Origin of the sequence: Halomonas sp. A3H3, assembly GCF_000982975.1 — a bacterium.
GTDB classification, from domain to species: domain Bacteria; phylum Pseudomonadota; class Gammaproteobacteria; order Pseudomonadales; family Halomonadaceae; genus Vreelandella; species Vreelandella titanicae.
Window position 1 is genome coordinate 639,730 of record NZ_HG423343.1, and the last position, 15,398, is coordinate 655,127.

The 15,398-nt window shown below is 56.3% G+C and carries 16 protein-coding genes; 7 read left to right on the top strand and 9 right to left on the bottom strand.

What is annotated here, in order from left to right; all coding sequences use genetic code 11:
* Positions 1 to 23: 23 nt before the first annotated feature.
* Positions 24 to 950, bottom strand: coding sequence for a LysR family transcriptional regulator (locus tag HALA3H3_RS02700; protein ID WP_022519638.1), 927 nt, complete (start codon positions 948 to 950; stop codon positions 24 to 26).
* Between the two features lie 140 nt (positions 951 to 1,090).
* Here HALA3H3_RS02700 and HALA3H3_RS02705 point away from each other — a divergent pair, with 140 nt between their 5' ends.
* Together HALA3H3_RS02705 and HALA3H3_RS02710 are read left to right on the top strand one after the other, a co-directional pair.
* Positions 1,091 to 1,483 carry a RidA family protein gene (locus HALA3H3_RS02705; protein WP_022519639.1) on the top strand — a complete coding sequence of 131 codons (393 nt, stop codon included), beginning with the start codon at positions 1,091 to 1,093 and terminating at the stop codon, positions 1,481 to 1,483.
* Between the two features lie 370 nt (positions 1,484 to 1,853).
* Positions 1,854 to 2,597 carry an SDR family oxidoreductase gene (locus HALA3H3_RS02710; protein WP_022519640.1) on the top strand — a complete coding sequence of 248 codons (744 nt, stop codon included), beginning with the start codon at positions 1,854 to 1,856 and terminating at the stop codon, positions 2,595 to 2,597.
* 38 nt (positions 2,598 to 2,635) lie between these two features.
* On the opposite strand, the gene HALA3H3_RS02715 is transcribed toward HALA3H3_RS02710, so the two are convergent.
* The gene (locus tag HALA3H3_RS02715) at positions 2,636 to 3,646 is read right to left on the bottom strand and encodes an MBL fold metallo-hydrolase (RefSeq protein WP_022519641.1); all 1,011 of its coding nucleotides are present in this window, start codon (positions 3,644 to 3,646) and stop codon (positions 2,636 to 2,638) included.
* A 171-nt stretch (positions 3,647 to 3,817) separates the two neighbouring features.
* Between HALA3H3_RS02715 and HALA3H3_RS02720 the strand changes: the two genes are divergently transcribed.
* A complete protein-coding gene (locus HALA3H3_RS02720; protein WP_089691604.1) occupies positions 3,818 to 4,726 on the top strand; it encodes a LysR family transcriptional regulator in 909 nt (302 codons plus the stop codon).
* 65 nt (positions 4,727 to 4,791) lie between these two features.
* On the opposite strand, the gene HALA3H3_RS02725 is transcribed toward HALA3H3_RS02720, so the two are convergent.
* The gene (locus HALA3H3_RS02725; RefSeq protein WP_022519643.1) at positions 4,792 to 5,349 is read right to left on the bottom strand and encodes a sugar O-acetyltransferase; all 558 of its coding nucleotides are present in this window, start codon (positions 5,347 to 5,349) and stop codon (positions 4,792 to 4,794) included.
* A 28-nt stretch (positions 5,350 to 5,377) separates the two neighbouring features.
* Positions 5,378 to 5,551: a hypothetical protein gene (locus tag HALA3H3_RS26895; protein WP_022519644.1), complete on the bottom strand. Its 174-nt coding sequence runs from the start codon at positions 5,549 to 5,551 to the stop codon at positions 5,378 to 5,380.
* Between the two features lie 60 nt (positions 5,552 to 5,611).
* On the opposite strand from HALA3H3_RS26895, the gene HALA3H3_RS02730 reads away from it, so the two are divergent.
* The gene (locus HALA3H3_RS02730; RefSeq protein WP_022519645.1) at positions 5,612 to 6,139 is read left to right on the top strand and encodes a TetR/AcrR family transcriptional regulator; all 528 of its coding nucleotides are present in this window, start codon (positions 5,612 to 5,614) and stop codon (positions 6,137 to 6,139) included.
* The gene (locus HALA3H3_RS02735) at positions 6,136 to 7,284 is read left to right on the top strand and encodes an MFS transporter (protein ID WP_022519646.1); all 1,149 of its coding nucleotides are present in this window, start codon (positions 6,136 to 6,138) and stop codon (positions 7,282 to 7,284) included. Before HALA3H3_RS02730 ends, HALA3H3_RS02735 begins: the two co-directional genes overlap by 4 nt.
* A gap of 248 nt (positions 7,285 to 7,532) precedes the next feature.
* Here HALA3H3_RS02735 and aroQ read toward each other — a convergent pair whose 3' ends face one another.
* From aroQ to HALA3H3_RS02760, 5 genes are all read right to left on the bottom strand, one after another.
* Positions 7,533 to 8,165, bottom strand: coding sequence for a gamma subclass chorismate mutase AroQ (gene aroQ / locus HALA3H3_RS02740; protein ID WP_238326061.1), 633 nt, complete (start codon positions 8,163 to 8,165; stop codon positions 7,533 to 7,535).
* A gap of 104 nt (positions 8,166 to 8,269) precedes the next feature.
* Positions 8,270 to 9,193: an AraC family transcriptional regulator gene (locus tag HALA3H3_RS02745; protein WP_022519648.1), complete on the bottom strand. Its 924-nt coding sequence runs from the start codon at positions 9,191 to 9,193 to the stop codon at positions 8,270 to 8,272.
* 73 nt (positions 9,194 to 9,266) lie between these two features.
* Positions 9,267 to 9,674 carry a DoxX family protein gene (locus HALA3H3_RS02750; RefSeq protein WP_022519649.1) on the bottom strand — a complete coding sequence of 136 codons (408 nt, stop codon included), beginning with the start codon at positions 9,672 to 9,674 and terminating at the stop codon, positions 9,267 to 9,269.
* Between the two features lie 216 nt (positions 9,675 to 9,890).
* Positions 9,891 to 11,375, bottom strand: coding sequence for an ATP-binding protein (locus tag HALA3H3_RS02755; RefSeq protein WP_238326062.1), 1,485 nt, complete (start codon positions 11,373 to 11,375; stop codon positions 9,891 to 9,893).
* 20 nt (positions 11,376 to 11,395) lie between these two features.
* Positions 11,396 to 12,115: a response regulator gene (locus HALA3H3_RS02760; RefSeq protein WP_022519651.1), complete on the bottom strand. Its 720-nt coding sequence runs from the start codon at positions 12,113 to 12,115 to the stop codon at positions 11,396 to 11,398.
* Positions 12,116 to 12,706: 591 nt separating this feature from the next.
* Between HALA3H3_RS02760 and HALA3H3_RS02765 the strand changes: the two genes are divergently transcribed.
* Together HALA3H3_RS02765 and HALA3H3_RS02770 are read left to right on the top strand one after the other, a co-directional pair.
* Positions 12,707 to 13,156, top strand: a complete 450-nt coding sequence (locus HALA3H3_RS02765; protein WP_022519653.1) for a (2Fe-2S)-binding protein — start codon at positions 12,707 to 12,709, stop codon at positions 13,154 to 13,156.
* Between the two features lie 45 nt (positions 13,157 to 13,201).
* Positions 13,202 to 15,370, top strand: a complete 2,169-nt coding sequence (locus HALA3H3_RS02770; RefSeq protein WP_022519654.1) for a xanthine dehydrogenase family protein molybdopterin-binding subunit — start codon at positions 13,202 to 13,204, stop codon at positions 15,368 to 15,370.
* Positions 15,371 to 15,398: the final 28 nt, after the last annotated feature.

Consider the following 15,398-nt stretch of genomic DNA (forward strand, 5'->3'; position numbering starts at 1 on the left):
TAGTGAACTAGCTACTTGTATCGCTACTGCCCCCGTCGATCAACCATGGGCGCATGCTGAGCCATCAACTCCACAACCCAATCGATAAACACGCGCAGCTTGGCGCTTACGTGCCGATTCGGTGGAAAAGCGACGTACATCGGCATTGGGTCGAGATGCCAGCCATCAAATAGGCGAACCAGCTCCCCGCGAGATACTTGCTCACTGACCATGTAGTCAGGAAGCCACACTACGCCGAGCCCCGCTATGCCTGCCGCAAGACCGGCATTACCGTCATCGACCGAAATCACATAGCGCCCTTGTACGGTAACGCGCTCTCCGTTGCGGTACATGGCGTAGGGAGAAGACGCCCCGGCACGGGCCCATCGGAACCCTACAATGTAGTGAGGGGGAGCTGAGAGTTCTTGCGGGTGCAAAGGCAAACCAGCGCTTTCCAGATAGCTCGGCGCGGCGTAAATACCGATCTTCAGGTCGCCTACGCGGCGCGCCACTAACGATAAATCCGTGAGTTCTCCGCCGCGCACCACACAGTCCACGCTTTCACCGATCAGATCCACCATGCGGTCACTCGCCCCCATATCAATTTGAATATCGGGGTATTGAGCGTGGAAAGCAGGCAAAGCTGGTATCAAGATCATGCGCGCGAAAGGGCTGGGCACGTCCACCCTTAGTCGGCCGCGAGGCGACACCGAGGCGTTGGACAGGCTGGTTTCAGCATCATCCATATCGGCTAATAGCTTTATAACGCGCTCGTAATAGGCGGCGCCGTCAGCCGTTACGTTCACCTTGCGCGTGGTGCGGTTGAGCAGCTTTACCCGTAGCCGTGCCTCTAATTGTTGCACGAGTTGCGTCACGCTGGTTTTGCTCATGTGAAGTGTTTCAGCTGCTTTGGTAAAGCTGCCCGTCTCCACGACCCGAGCAAAAGCCTGCATTGCGTTAAAACGATCCATGAGGGTGCCAAACACCTTTGATTGTTTGAAAACTACAAACAATGTTGAACAGAATTCGCCGTTTATCTACCAAAAATGGAGGTCTAAAGTGACTTCATCGTAAACAACGGGTCGGTTTCGACCTACTGATGGAGATTCACATGGCTAAGCGTGACGCTGTTTTCCCCTCCGGCCGCCAGGCACTTTATGACCAGAATACCTATTCCGCCGCTGTTCGCTCGGGCGATTTTCTGTTTGTCTCGGGCCAAGTGGGCAGCCGTGAGGACGGCTCGCCCGAGCCAGATTTTGCTGCTCAGGTGCAGCTTGCTTTCGACAACCTACAGAGAGTACTGGAAGCAGCGGGCGCAAGCTTTGACGATATCGTCGATGTGACGAGCTTTCATACTGACCCGGAGGCCCAATTCCCTATCTGGCTGGAAGCCAAGGCGCGTGCGTTTCCGGAAAAACCTTACCCAAACTGGACAGCGGTCGGCGTGACATGGCTGGCAGGTTTCGATTTTGAAATCAAGGTCATTGCCAGACTACCCGAGTAATCAAGTGCCATGTGGCACAAGCGCCTATTCGCAGGGACATCGCTGCATGGTTACTGGCTGCCTCGATAGTTTTCTGACAGCGCAGCCTGTTTAGCTGCGCTTGGCATACGTCCGGGTGGCCTATTTGAGTGGATTCGTCTGATTTTCTCCCGCCTTTCAACTCAACGTTAGCAAGATGCTGAAGGTATTCACCCGCCCCTGCAGGATCAGGCAAGTTTTGCGCAAGGGTTGGCAAGCCCTGCCGCCGTGGAATTGTTAAAAAGTAAAGGTCAGCGCAGCCGTTCAGGGGCCTCACCAACGAAGCGGTTCGAGCAGCACGACTATCGATATTGATGGCATTGAATCCTAATGATAGGCGGAGTGTATAACAGTGAAAACATCAGGAAACACCATTCTCATCACCGGCGGTGGCTCCGGCATTGGCCGTGAGCTTGCTCTACGCTTTAACGCGCTGGGCAACACCATCATCGTCGCTGGACGGCGCATGGAAACGCTGGAGGAAACCATTGCCGGTCACCAGAATATGCACGCGATGGTCGTCGATGTAGAGGATCCGCGAGCAATTGTGGCCTTTGCTGAGCGCGTCGTCGCTGAGCACCCCGACCTCAACGTGCTAATCAACAATGCGGGCATCATGCGCCGCGAGGACTTGACCAGTACCCATGACCTTATTGATTCCGAACAAACGGTCGTCACCAATCTGCTTGGGCCTATCCGGCTGACCAACGCACTGACCGACCACCTGACAAGCCAGCCAGACGCGACGATCGTGAACGTATCGTCCGGGTTGGCGTTTGTGCCGTTAAGCGGCACGCCCACCTACAACGCCACCAAGGCGGCCATTCACTCCTATACGATTTCGCTCCGCGAACAGCTCAAGGGCAAGGTCGAGCTTATCGAACTGGCACCTCCCGCCGTGCAGACGGAACTGACACCAGGCCAGTCGACCCGCGAAGGCTATATGCCGCTCGATGACTTTATCGACGAAGTCATGACGCTTTTCCACGAAAAACCCACGCCCAAGGAAATACTGGTGGAAAACGTCAACTTCCTGCGCTGGGCGGAACGCGACGGACACTTCGATGAAGCGGTGGAGATGCTCAGTCAATTTTGAACGGCACGGCTTCACTACGACTGACGGGCTACCCCGGATCAAAACTGCCAATTGGCCGGAACCCAGGCATAGCCGTTGTCGGTCTTGAGCATTCGGCCAATGCCCGGGAAGGGAAAGTGGAAGCCGAGAACGGGTAGCCTGTCTGCCGCGGCCATATCGAAGATCCGGCGGCGCGAGGCGAGTGCCGTTTCCTTGTCACGATCCGGCCCGGGCAGCCATGAGTGATCAATATTGACGATAGGATGATAGGCAAGATCAGCGGTCAGCAGTAGCTGATCCTTCCCGGAGTGGACAAGGAAGTTCGCCATGCCGGGGGTGTGGCCCAGTGCCGGAAGCGTGGTCAAGCCAGGAACGATTGCTGTGCCAGCTTCGTACAATTCGATATCGCCGGTGACCGGCGTGAGGCTCTGCCGGATGGCTGTGGCGAAATGGCGGCGAAAATCCTCGGGTACCGGCATGTAGGAAAGATCCGGATCGTTAGTGATGAAGAAGTCCCAATCGGCACGGGGCGCAAAGACTGTTGCCCGCGGAAATGCCTTGCCACCATCGGCCGTTCGCAGGTTGCCGACATGATCCGGGTGCGTGTGCGAGATAACCACAATGTCGATATCATCGGGCCGTAAACCGATAGCGGCCAGATTATCGAAGATGCGACCGCCTAGCGACCCCATGGTCTGCCCGGCACCAGCTTCGAGAAGAATTCGCCGGCCATTCGTTTCAATAAGAAGGGTATTGAGATTCAGCGTCATGTGGTCGGTCGGCAGGAAGGCTTGCCTCAACACCTCCTCAAGTTCCGCCTCCGACGCATCGCTGGCGTAAACCTGCGGTGGGCCGCCTATCAGCCCATCGCTCAACACGGTGGCAGAGATGTCGCCGACGCGAAAACGATAATAGCCGACATTGCCACTCGCATTTATACCCTGAGCCGTAGATGACGCGGTGGAAGCCTGCTGTGCAAAGGCTATGCCGCTGGCCGGCAAGATCACCCCCGCCGCTACCGACGCCGCTGTCAGCATCACCTGCCGACGATTCACTGTTATTCCGCTCATATGTCCACCCTGTTCGAGTCACTGATTGCTCTGCAGTACTTGTTTTCAGCGCCGGCCAAGACCAGGGGTAACCAAAACCGAGTCATTGCGACGCGCTTTTAAAGGATGACCCAGAACAGGCATGCGGATAAGCTAACGAAAACGGATCAGCTTATTAAGCAGGGCTTTGCAATGAGCCAACTACGCCTTGACAGCTTAGAGATATTTGAAGATGTGGTGCGCTGCGGTGGCTTTAGAGCCGCTGCCCTTGGCAGGGGCGTGTCATCGTCCGCCATTAGCCAGTCGATCAGCGCACTTGAGGAAGCGCTGAGCATTCGGCTGCTGAACCGAACGACACGTAGCGTCGCGCCCACTGAAGCAGGCGAACAGCTTCTTGAGCGACTTGGACCCGCTCTTCATGACATCAGAACAGCGATCGACGATCTCAATCAGCTTCGAGAACGCCCATCTGGCAGCGTGCGGATCAATACCCCAGGGCCAGCGGCCGACCATGTGCTGTGCCCATTGGCCTTTGAATTCATGAAAATGTATCCCGATGTCAATGTTGAGATCGTCAGTGATGCTGCGATCGTCGATATTGTGAAGCAGGGCTTCGACGCTGGCGTGCGCTTCGGGAATCAACTCGCCCAAGACATGATCGCCATGCCCCTGGGCCCCTCCTTGCGATATGCCATCGTGGCCTCGCCCGATTATCTTCGCGAGCGTGGTCGGCCCGACTCACCGCGCGATCTCTTGCAGCATGACTGTATTCGCCGCCGTTTCCCCGGCGGCACCATGGTAACGTGGACATTCGAGAAGGACGGCGATGAAGTGGAGATCACGCCGCAAGGCCGGTTGACGCTGAGTTCAGCGCACCACGAACGCCAGGCGGCGATTGCGGGATCGGGAATCGCTCATCTGTTTGAGGACTATGTCCTCGCCGATCTCGAACAGGGCAGCGTTATTGAATTGCTCAGCGACTGGAAGAAGAAGCTGCCGAGCTGGTATCTGTATTATCCGAACAGGCGGCATACCAGCGCGGCCATGCGGGCCTTCCTCGACTATATCCGCCATCGTGAATGGCCTCCTGTCAGCAACTAATGCTTCACAGGCTATGCTTGCTTATTCATTTCAACCAATAGCAAAGTAGAAAATAACCGCACCCCTTAAACGTCGATGGTTTTAATAATGTTGGCGGGATTACCCCCTACCACAACATTATCTGGCACATCTTTAATAACGACGGCCCCCGACACGATAACAACGTTATTACCTACACTAACGCCTGGGTTAATGATGGCACCGCCACCAATCCAGACGTTATTTCCAAACGTAATCGGCTTTGCGTACTCTTTGCCCGAATTACGCTCACGCGGATCCAAGGGGTGCGTGGCCGTATAAATCTGCACATTCGGCCCAAGCATGCAGTTATCACCAAATCGTATTTCACAAACATCCAGCAGTGTGCAGTCGAAGTTTGCAAAGAAGTTTTCACCGACATGGATATTATATCCATAATCCAGTCGAATATTTGGCTCTACATGAAGGCACTTCCCCGTAGAACCAAATAAATCTTTTAACGCTTTCAAGCGCTGAGCATCGGTTTCCAACACTTGATTGTATTGCCAAACCTTGCGCTTTGTTTCCTCATGCTCTTTTCGCAATACCGGATCAGCAGGGTTATAGAGCTCTCCTGCTAGCATCTTGTCTTTTTCCGATCGCATTATTCGCCTTCCTTGCTAGAACTCTATGTTAATCACCCCCAACCGGTATTGTCTCGCTCCGGTTCGGAATCAAGCGGTGCAGCCAGTTCAAGATATCATCGACACCACTGTAGGCAACGGGAATCACCAGCAGACTCAAAAACATCAACGTGACCAGCCCACCAATGACCGCGACGGCCAGGGTGCCCAGAAGCTGGATCACCCTCCTCCCTTGAGCTCAGTGAGAGTTGATCATGTAAAGTGATCGTTTTACACTACTCACATGGATACTAAAACAAAGCTTATTTCAGCAGCAGAGCAGCTATTCGACCGGCACGGCTTTACCGCCACCGGGATGGACAAGCTAACCAAGGCGGCTGGCATGTCGAGCCGAACGCTCTACAAGCATGCGGGTAGTAAAACGGCGCTAATAACGGATGTGCTCAAAGAGCGCCATCGACGGTTCCTGCCGCTCATCGAAGTAGACAGCGTTGATGCGCTCTTCGACGCGCTGGAAGAATGGATAAGGAGCGAGAGCGCAAGAGGATGCCTTTTTCTGCGCGCTTACGGCGAAACCGGCGGCGACACGCCGGCAATCACTGAGGCCGTGCTGGCTCACAAGGCAAGGCTTTATGAGAAGATCCAGGATATTGTCGCGATAGAAACCGATGGCCAGGAGATGCCGGAACTCGCCGAGCAGATCCTTATTCTGTACGAAGGCGCCACCGCGGCCGCGATTTACCGTAGCCCGGAGGCGATAGCCTCGGCACACAAAGCCGCATCAGCACTGCTCAAGCAGGCACGATCATGAGCCCCAGCGTGTACCTCGGCGCGGCGGGGTTTGGCCTGATTGCGGTGTGCTATGGCTTTGCGCGCTTCGCCTTCGGGCTCTTTCTACCCCAGATCGACACTGACCTTGCTCTTACGCCCACCTTGAGTGGCTTTATCTCAGGTGGATCTTTTCTGGGCTACTGTGTCGCCATCATTTTATCGGCGTACCTGACCGAACGGATCGGCGCCCGCGCCGTTGCCATCGGGGCGGCGCTGGTCGCGACCGTCGGCATGGCAGGCATCGCCATGGCGCCTTCCCCCGTATTGCTCGCCAGCGCGGTCATGCTGGCAGGCTCAAGTACGGGGCTGGCCTCTCCGCCCATGGCAGCAGCGGTGGCTGCCGCCGTGCGACATGGTCGGCAAAGTGCCACCAACACGATCATTAATGCTGGAACGAGTGCCGGTGTGGTGCTTTCCGGGCCAGTCGCGTTACTGATGGGAGGTCAATGGCGGTTAGCGTTCGCGTGTTTTGCAGTGGCGGCTTTTGTGATAGCGGTAGTTGCCGCGCTCAGCGTACCCAGCGGCACCAAAGCGACCCAGACCTCGGGTGGCTTTCCACCCTTTAGCAGCGTTGTTATGCGCTTGATCGCGGCTGCTTTTCTGATGGGCGCGTCCAGCACTGCTATTTGGTCTTTCGGCGGCAAACTCGTCGCGCTGCAGCTTGGCTGGGGCAATGCTGGCGCAGGGCTGCTTTGGATCGCCATCGGTGCAGCCGGTATTGTGGGCGCAGGCGCAGGCACGTTAGTGGCGCGCTTCGGGATCGACCGGGTGCATTGGTTTTTTCTGGGGGCATTGGCAGCAGGCATTCTTTTGGTTGGTACCAGCGCCACCACTCCCCTACTGGCAATCGTCGGCGGCATGCTGTTCGGTGCTGCTTACATCATGGTGACAGGTGTCTATCTGGTATGGGGCGTCACGGCGTTGCCCGACCGGCCTGCCACAGGTCTGATGATCGGCTTCCTGACCATCGCGATCGGCCAGACGGCTGGCGCCCCACTCTTTGGTTTTTTGATGGATCGGCTGACCCCCGACTACGCTGTGCTGGTCTTCGCATGCCTTGCCTTTACCGCGGGGCTGGCAAGGGCCGGCAGCGCCATACCCAAGCCCGCCCCAAAAGCCACCTAGTCAGCACAAGAGGTAAGTCGCCTAATAGCGGGGTTACTGACCATACACCGACAATAACGAGGCAGCGTTAACGCTCCTGACACAACACGTTGAAGCAGCCAAAACGTTCGCTGCGCTTATTCAGTGTGGATTGGCCTAATAGAGACTAAGCTCGCAACTCTCGCAGCAGGTCGATAAAAGTCCGCAGGCTGGGAGGCACATGACAGTTATCCGAGTAGATACACGCCCCTTTCTTGCCAACGCTGAGCTTATTGCACCTCCACATTGGCAGTGTCGGTGGCTTCGTAAAGTGGGCGTAATGCCTCTTGCCGAACGGCACCTCCTACGCCGTCATTCACCAAGGCTTCGGCATTATTTTCAAGATATTGTCTAACTCCTTCGCTTTCAGCAACAACCTGAAAGTCGCGAAGTGAAGCCATCAGTTGTGGTGTCAATTGGTCAAGTTGGGGGCGAATATCTTCGGCAAGGTCTGGCGGGGATGCAAAGGGAGGCTGCTCCGTTTGCCTCCATTGTTCATGGAGCCGGTGCTGGATAACCTTGCTTGCCTCAAACTGGTGTTTGAAAAACGTCTGGGCAAAGGCTTCATTGATACCCGCCCGCGAGGCTTCAGCCACGACCCTCTCTAGAATTTGCGCTTCTCGTGCGGGAGCATCAATAGGATCACCAGAGTTCCATTTAGCCTTTGCAACATCGGGTGCAATAGCCAGCCGCTCATCAACCAACCGAAGCAGCTGATCCACCGTTTGTCTAACGTCATTGGAAGGCTCGGCGGCACGGGCCTGATATCCAACACCGAGCACCAGCGCCACCAGGAGAATGGCGCACAACATGACACGCAGGGAAGCAAGAGAGATCGTTCTTAGAGTGACCATCATGACCATCCATAGCTAGTTAGAGTGAATTCAATTTTTCTGTTTGCGACGCGCCAAAGTTTAGCAAAAGGCATACTGGCCAACACGCTTACGCATTAAATGGAATGCAAAGATCACGCTGTTGTAACCGTTAACGGCGATACTCTATGTTCAATAGATCTTCGAGCTCGCAAAGCGTCCTGTTTCGGCGGCTTCTGAAACAGCCGCCCATATTCACGGGTAAACTGGGGCACGCTCTCGTAGCCCACCTCAAAAGCAGCGCTGCTCGCAGAAAACCCTTCATTGAGCATCAAACGGCGCGCTTCAATCAGGCGAAGTCGCTTCTGGTACTGCCCCGGCGTGAGCGACGTCATGTGCTTAAAGTGCTTGTGAAACGAGGTGCTACTCATTCCCGCTTCTGCCGCAAGTCGCTCAATGGGCACACGCGACTGATACTCAGCTCTGAGTACCGTAATGGCGGCGGCAAGACGGCTTGCATGGCTGTCCGGGTCTGCCAGCGTCCGCAAAGCATTACTGTGAGGCCCAGACAGGAGCCAATAGTGCAGCTCCCGCATGATTCCTGGGCTCAAGAGCGGCGCCGCTTCCGGGCGATCCAATAGGTGCATCAGCCGTGATGCGCAATCGAGCAGTGCGGCTTCGGTGTCGATGGCGAATAGCGTAGGCATCCCTGAAGTGCGCGGCGGGCGGGGGGTATCGATATGGGCGGTGAGTTCGCGCAACAGCGCCACCTCCAGTTCGACAGCGATCGCCAGATAGGGCTCGCTCTGGCTTGCTTGCACGACCCGTCCGGTGACCGGCATGTCAGCACTAACGAGGACAGACTTCCCGCTAGAAAAAACCCGTTCCTCATTCCCCACTATCAAGCGCTTCGCACCCTGCAGTACCAGGCATATCAGCGGCCTGTAAACCGAATGCAGATCGCCAGAGGGCGCCTTGAGGCACATCATTCGTAAACCCGGCACCGGGGTTAGCGCCATACCACGGTTGTCGGCGTAGCGGCTGGTATAAGCCCGGACAGCCTGTTTGAGCGAGTTCATAGGTTTCCTCCCGCATTTCAGCTGGAACTTATCATGAAGGGATGGCATCAGGGGATGGTTTCAAACAACGATCTCACCCCACCCGGCTTTGCGCTCGCGAAGCGTCAAAGCTCCAAACGCCTGGGCCTGCGGCACTAATATAGAGAAAGATGAAGCAATAAAGCATGGCCGCTTCACCGTGGTTGAGAACAGGAAAAAAACTGTTCGAGCTGTGCGCGATAAAGTAGGCAAATGCCATTAAACCAGAAAGTAAGAAAGCCGTTGGTCGCGAGAACAGACCCATTAATAGCAACAACCCGCCCACTACCTCCAGGATGCCTGCGGTATAAAGCATGGGGTTAAGGGGATACTCGAAAGGGGCGGGCCAGCTGAAAAGCTTCATCGTCCCATGTGTCAGGAAAGACCCAGCGGCAAAGATTCGCAGAACGCTGAGAAAGTACGGAGCTAATTTGCTCAAGCGATGCATTGGCAGTGTCGGCATGTTGTCCTCGCTCTATGCTAGAGATTACGGTGCCGGGCTAACTAAGCTCTACGGCGACAACGAGGATGGTAGGTGATAGTTGTGTCCATGATATGCCGTAGTTTTGGTTATTTTGTAGCAAACTGTGCCACTAACGCTAAATCACAATAAACAATGTGATGAGTTTGCCTCGCAACATTGGGCATGGGTTACTGGAGTGTCAGGACAAGAAACAGGCTATTTAGGTGAGTGAGCGCTTTGCACGGGTCGTGAAGTTCTTTTAAGTCGCCAGATGCGCTCTTTTCTCACTGGCGCTGCATCTACACTGCCTTCTCTAGGAAGCGAGATGATGGCTTGCATACCGGCTTCGCCATTGAAAAACGAGATATCTCCCCCGTGCTGCCGCGCGACTGCGCGCACTATCGAGAGGCCGAGACCGATGCCTCCGGTCTGTCTGTTTCGCGACGTTTCAAGCCGGACAAAAGGCGCGAAAACCTTCTCTTTCATGTCGTCCGGAATCCCCGGCCCACGGTCTTCAACGACGATATCAACCGTGGAAGGAGTCTTCCGAAGAGACACTTTTGCCTCCCCCCCATAACGCACCGCGTTCTCGACCAGATTTCTTAACGCGCGGCGAAGGCTATCTGGTCGACAACGGTACTTCATCTTAACGCTCTCGACATGGGTGACCGGATGTCCCAGATCAGCGTGGTCGTCACAAATACTCCCCACAAGCGCTTCCAGATCAATGGTGCGCGTTTCCTCTTTAATCGACTCTCCACGTGCGAACGAAATCGCGGCTTCCGTCATCGACTGCAGCTCGTCAATTGTCGCTATCATCTTACGCTGGATATCTTCGTCGTTAACGAATTCGGCTCTTAACCGAAGCGAGGTCAGCGGCGTCCGTAAATCATGGCCAATCGCTGCAAGCATCTTCGTCCGATCCTCTACGAAACGATGTAGACGGCTTTGCATCTTATTGAAGGATTGAGCTGTGCGCCTGATCTCTTCTGGCCCCTCTTCCAACAATGGCGGCAGGTTTTGCCCTCGCCCTAAAGCTTCAGCGGCTGTGGCCAGATTTCGTAGTGGTTGGGCGATACGGCTTGCTATAAAAATGCTGATCAAAGCGAGCATGACAGCAGTAAGCCCAAGCGAAATCAGAGGCTTAGATGTCCACAAACTACCTTTATCGTGCTGATAAAAGGCCGCATTCAACCAACGCCCGTCACCCAGTTGCGCCTTGTACCCATACCCAAGACTGCCTGAAAACTGGAGCACCTTGGTTGGCTGTGACAGCATCCACAAATAGGGCGTTGGCGTCCACCATGGGTCATCGGCGTTTGCAGTGGCCACTTCGTCGACGTTCGGTAATTTCGGATGGGGAGACCCAGCCCATCCTAATGTTCCATTTGGATCGACGGCGCTATCCAAAGGCCGGGAAAGCTGGGAGAGAGCCACCAATCTCCAGGCATTAGGATCCGCAGGGTCGCTGTCGGTCAACCAGTATCTTAAATAACTGCCTTCACTTGCGCGCAGAGCCTGCTCTCTCAATGGCGGCGATAGCGATTCCACCAAGCGGGTCACTGATGACGCTCGGCTGATAAATTCAGCTTTTACCCCTGCATCGAACTTTTTGGTGTACTCATCCATGGAAATAAGGAAGGTAAACGCCTGGGAGACGATTAACGCCGCTAGCGTCAGCCCGATGATTTGTATAGCCAAGCTTTTACGCCAAAGACGAATCATTCGAACACGACCTCAGTACACAGGCTGTAACCACCGCCCCAATGGGTTTTGATGATCGACGGATTCTTGGCATTCTCCTCAATCTTCTTTCGCAGACGGCTAACTTGGTTATCAATGCTGCGGTCAAAGATGTCGGCTGTCCTCCCAACCGTCAGATCAAGAAGCTGCTCTCGGCTGAGTATTAACCCAGGTCGCTCAATGAAAACCTTGAGAAGACGAAATTCCGCTGCACTGAGAGGAATGCCAACACCATCGTCACCGAAGATCTCCTGGCGCCCTAAATCGAGTTTCCAATGTCCGATGCGCACTATCCTACGATTGAGAATTGTACCCACCGGCGTAGAACTGGTAGCACGACGGAGGACGGCTCTAATTCGAGCAAGAAGCTCACGCGGATTGAATGGCTTAACCAGGTAATCGTCCGCGCCAAGCTCGAGACCGACGATACGATCTGTATCTTCGGCCATCGCAGTCAGAAATATGATAGGAACATCTCCGGATGCCCGAACCTCCCGGCATAGCGAGATACCGTCCTCACCGGGCATCATGACATCGAGAATGATCAGGTCGACCGTCTGTCGCGCGAGGATTCGTCGTAGGGTTGCCCCCCCTTCCGCTACGCTGACCTTGTAACCTTGATGCTCGAGATACTCCCGCACCAGATCCCGTATATCATTATGATCGTCAACGACGACTACATGTGTGGCCTCGTGCATTGCCCTAACCTCCGCGCCGTGAACCTGAAACTCTCGTCAGCCGATATCTGGCCAGCCTTCTTAGCCAGTTCATCATAGAGTCGCGTCGCCTTCGCCAACCCCGACTTCACTTTAATCATTGACGGGATCCTAGGAACCCCACCGTGCGCTTCTGGATTAGTTGCGGCATAGGCAGCATAGAGTGTCGAGAGCGCTCCGGGTGAGACGTGATGCAGAGCATAATCAATACGATCAATTTGTCGCTTAAGTGTGCCGTACCGATACCAAATTGTAGCAAAGTGTCTCCCAAAGGAGGCGAGCTGGGCGGGCAAATCCTTTCAGTTCCACTTGTGACTTCAGAATCGACCAAATAGAGCGAATCTATCTGTTTCCCTGCCGCATTCAGGTTGAACTTAGCATGATGTCGAAGGCCTTCCTCGCCCCCTGCAGGAAAAGGCAAGGTTTGCGCAGGTGCTGGCAAGTATTGTCTCCATCAACTTGTTAAAAAAGATAACGCAGCCTTGGCCGAAGCCAACTGCTGCCTCTAAAGCAATCGAGAAGAGCCAACAACCCTGCCATGCTACGACCCGAAATGAGGCCAAGGAGCCCCCCATGACAGCATTTACGATCAACGGACGCGCGGTAGACGTTACCGCCGAGCCGGGTACACCGCTTCTCTGGGTGATCCGGGAGCAACTAAAACTCACCGGCACCAAGTTCGGTTGCGGCATCGCGCAATGCGGTGCGTGCATGCTGCATGTGGATGGAGAGCCGGTGCGTGCCTGTGTTTTCCCGTTATCTGGCGCCGAAGGCAGATCCATCACCACGATCGAAGGGTTGTCCGAAGATGGCTCGCACCCCGTCCAGCAGGCCTGGGTGGAACTGGACGTCCCGCAATGCGGTTACTGCCAGTCGGGTCAGATCATGAGCGCCGCTGCGCTTCTGGCGCGCAATCCGCGCCCTACCAATGCGCAGATCGATGACGCAATGAGCGGCAATCTTTGCCGCTGCGGCACCTATGTGCGCATCCGGGCGGCCATACACCGTGTCGCCGAAAGCTAACCGGCACCGTATCACCTCAAGACTTATGGAAAGGACAGGTCAACAATGAAAACACATCATTTATCCTTTAGCCGTCGCGCCTTTCTAGGCGGCACCTTAGTGGCAGGCGCCGCGCTCATCATTCCCCTTCGTCTCCCCACGGCCTGGGCACGAGAGGAAGAGGATTCACTCTTTTCGCACGCTTATATCCGCATCGACACGAACGGCCAGGTGACCTTCCTGCTACCCACGAGCGAAATGGGCCAGGGCACCCACACGGGCCAGGCCCAGATTCTCGCCGAGGAGCTGGGCGCCGACTGGTCGAGTATTACTGTCGGCATGCCGAATCAGCTCTCCGACGACTACAGGATTCCGTTCATCGGCCAGATGCGCTCTGTGGGTTCGTTCGGCATCCGTTTCTGGCACGGCCCGCTGCGCCGCGCGGCCGCCCAGGCACGGCAAATGCTGACCCAGGCGGCGGCCGAGCGTCTAGACGTAGCAGCGGCAGCCTTGCACGCCGAGAACGGCTTCATTGTCCACGCCGACAGCGGCCGAAGGATTCCCTTCGGTGACCTGGTGGAAGACGCCATGGCGCTGCCGATGCCTGAGGATCCAACCCTCCGACCCGATAGCGAACGCACGCTGACCGGGCGCAAGGTAGCGCGTCTCGATACCCCGGCAAAGGTGGCAGGCAAAGCCGTATACGGGATAGACGTCGAGCGCGAAGGCATGCTGTATGGCGCCGTCAGACTCGCCCCGGTCTTTTCCGCCGATGTCGAGACATTCGATGAGAGCAGCGTCTCCGGGATGCCGGGCGTTGTCGCCGTGGTTAGCGTGCCGCGCGGCATGGTGGTGGTTGCCGACTCCTGGTGGCAGGCCAAACAAGCAGCCGACACCCTGGATATCACCTTCACACGAACACCGGCGGACACGCTTTCCACCGATGAGATAAATGCAATGCTTCGCGAGGGACTGGATCGAACCGATGCCCCCGTCACCACGCTGCGGGGCGAGGCTGAGGCAACCCTATCGGACGACGGCCAGGTCGTCGAGGCCGAATACTCGGTGCCGCTTCTGACTCATGCCAGCATGGAACCGATCAACTGCACGGCCGAGTCCACCGAGGAACGAACAGAACTATGGATCGGCACACAGGGCCAGGACGTCGTACGCATGACGCTCGAGAATGCGATGCAGATACCGGCTGACCGGTTTTTTATCAATACCACCTATTTGGGTGGTGGCTTCGGGCGCAAGACCCACGGCGAGATCGCCCTTCAGGCAGCGCTCGCCAGCCGCGCCGTCGATGGTCGGCCGGTCAAGGTGCTATGGGCGCGCGAGGATGACGTTCAGCAGGGCCAGTATCGCCAGACGATGATGTGTCGCTTCCGGGCGGTTCTGAACGAGGCCGGCCAGATCACCGGCATGCGCATTCGCGTCTCCGGGCCGCAAATGGGCCGCGAATACGGCATTGATCCGGAGCAGCGGGCGCAGTCGACGGGCAATCTCGCCAACTTCGATCCCTTCTCGCTCGGCGGCCTGTCGGACATGCGCTACGTCATCCCCAATTTTGTCGTGGATCATGCAGTGGTCGACCTGCCAATCCCGCTTTGCCCCTGGCGTTCGATCGCCCACTCCTTCAACGGCTTCTTCTTTGAAAGCTTCATGGACGAATGCGCTGCAGCAGCGGGCCGCGATCCGCTGGAGTTTCGCAGAAGCCACTGCACCGATCAGGCGAGGATGCTTGCCGTCCTTGACCGGGTCGCCGAAATGTCGCACTGGCACGAGCCTGCGGCAGTGGGAATCTCGCGCGGCTTGGCCGTGGTGGAAAGCTACGGCTCCTATGTTGCCCAGGTAGTCGAGGCTCGGGCTGACGATGAAGGTATTCAGGTAAAACGTGTCCATGCCGCTATCGACTGCGGACGCGCGATCAATCCGGGCCAGGTGGAAGCGCAACTACAGGGTGCCGTCATCGATGCGCTCGGAGCCGCCATGAGGCAGAAGGTGACGATCCGTGACGGCCACGCCGAGCAGTCGAACTTTCACGACTATCCCTTGCTCCGCATCGGGGAAGCGCCAGAGGTAGCGGTGAGCATCGTTGATATCGGCTCGCCGCTAGGCGGCGTTGGTGAGCCGGGTATTCCCCCGCTCGCCCCAGCGCTGGCCAATGCGCTGTTTGCCGCTACGCAGCAACGAATCCGCCACCTGCCGTTGTCCGATCATGTTCAGGGTTAGCGCAGCCGACCACAGATTGACGAGGTCT

What these genes read in the sequence shown, in the direction of transcription:
- HALA3H3_RS02700 (WP_022519638.1), bottom strand. Translation starts at nt 950, where the DNA reads ATGGATCGTTTTAACGCAATGCAGGCTTTTGCTCGGGTCGTGGAGACG.
- HALA3H3_RS02750 (WP_022519649.1), bottom strand. Translation starts at nt 9,674, where the DNA reads ATGCCGACACTGCCAATGCATCGCTTGAGCAAATTAGCTCCGTACTTT.
- aroQ (WP_238326061.1), bottom strand. Translation starts at nt 8,165, where the DNA reads ATGGTCATGATGGTCACTCTAAGAACGATCTCTCTTGCTTCCCTGCGT.
- HALA3H3_RS02705 (WP_022519639.1), top strand. Translation starts at nt 1,091, where the DNA reads ATGGCTAAGCGTGACGCTGTTTTCCCCTCCGGCCGCCAGGCACTTTAT.
- HALA3H3_RS02725 (WP_022519643.1), bottom strand. Translation starts at nt 5,349, where the DNA reads ATGCGATCGGAAAAAGACAAGATGCTAGCAGGAGAGCTCTATAACCCT.
- HALA3H3_RS02770 (WP_022519654.1), top strand. Translation starts at nt 13,202, where the DNA reads ATGAAAACACATCATTTATCCTTTAGCCGTCGCGCCTTTCTAGGCGGC.
- HALA3H3_RS02745 (WP_022519648.1), bottom strand. Translation starts at nt 9,193, where the DNA reads ATGAACTCGCTCAAACAGGCTGTCCGGGCTTATACCAGCCGCTACGCC.
- HALA3H3_RS02720 (WP_089691604.1), top strand. Translation starts at nt 3,818, where the DNA reads ATGAGCCAACTACGCCTTGACAGCTTAGAGATATTTGAAGATGTGGTG.
- HALA3H3_RS02760 (WP_022519651.1), bottom strand. Translation starts at nt 12,115, where the DNA reads ATGCACGAGGCCACACATGTAGTCGTCGTTGACGATCATAATGATATA.
- HALA3H3_RS02765 (WP_022519653.1), top strand. Translation starts at nt 12,707, where the DNA reads ATGACAGCATTTACGATCAACGGACGCGCGGTAGACGTTACCGCCGAG.
- HALA3H3_RS02730 (WP_022519645.1), top strand. Translation starts at nt 5,612, where the DNA reads ATGGATACTAAAACAAAGCTTATTTCAGCAGCAGAGCAGCTATTCGAC.
- HALA3H3_RS02735 (WP_022519646.1), top strand. Translation starts at nt 6,136, where the DNA reads ATGAGCCCCAGCGTGTACCTCGGCGCGGCGGGGTTTGGCCTGATTGCG.
- HALA3H3_RS02715 (WP_022519641.1), bottom strand. Translation starts at nt 3,646, where the DNA reads ATGAGCGGAATAACAGTGAATCGTCGGCAGGTGATGCTGACAGCGGCG.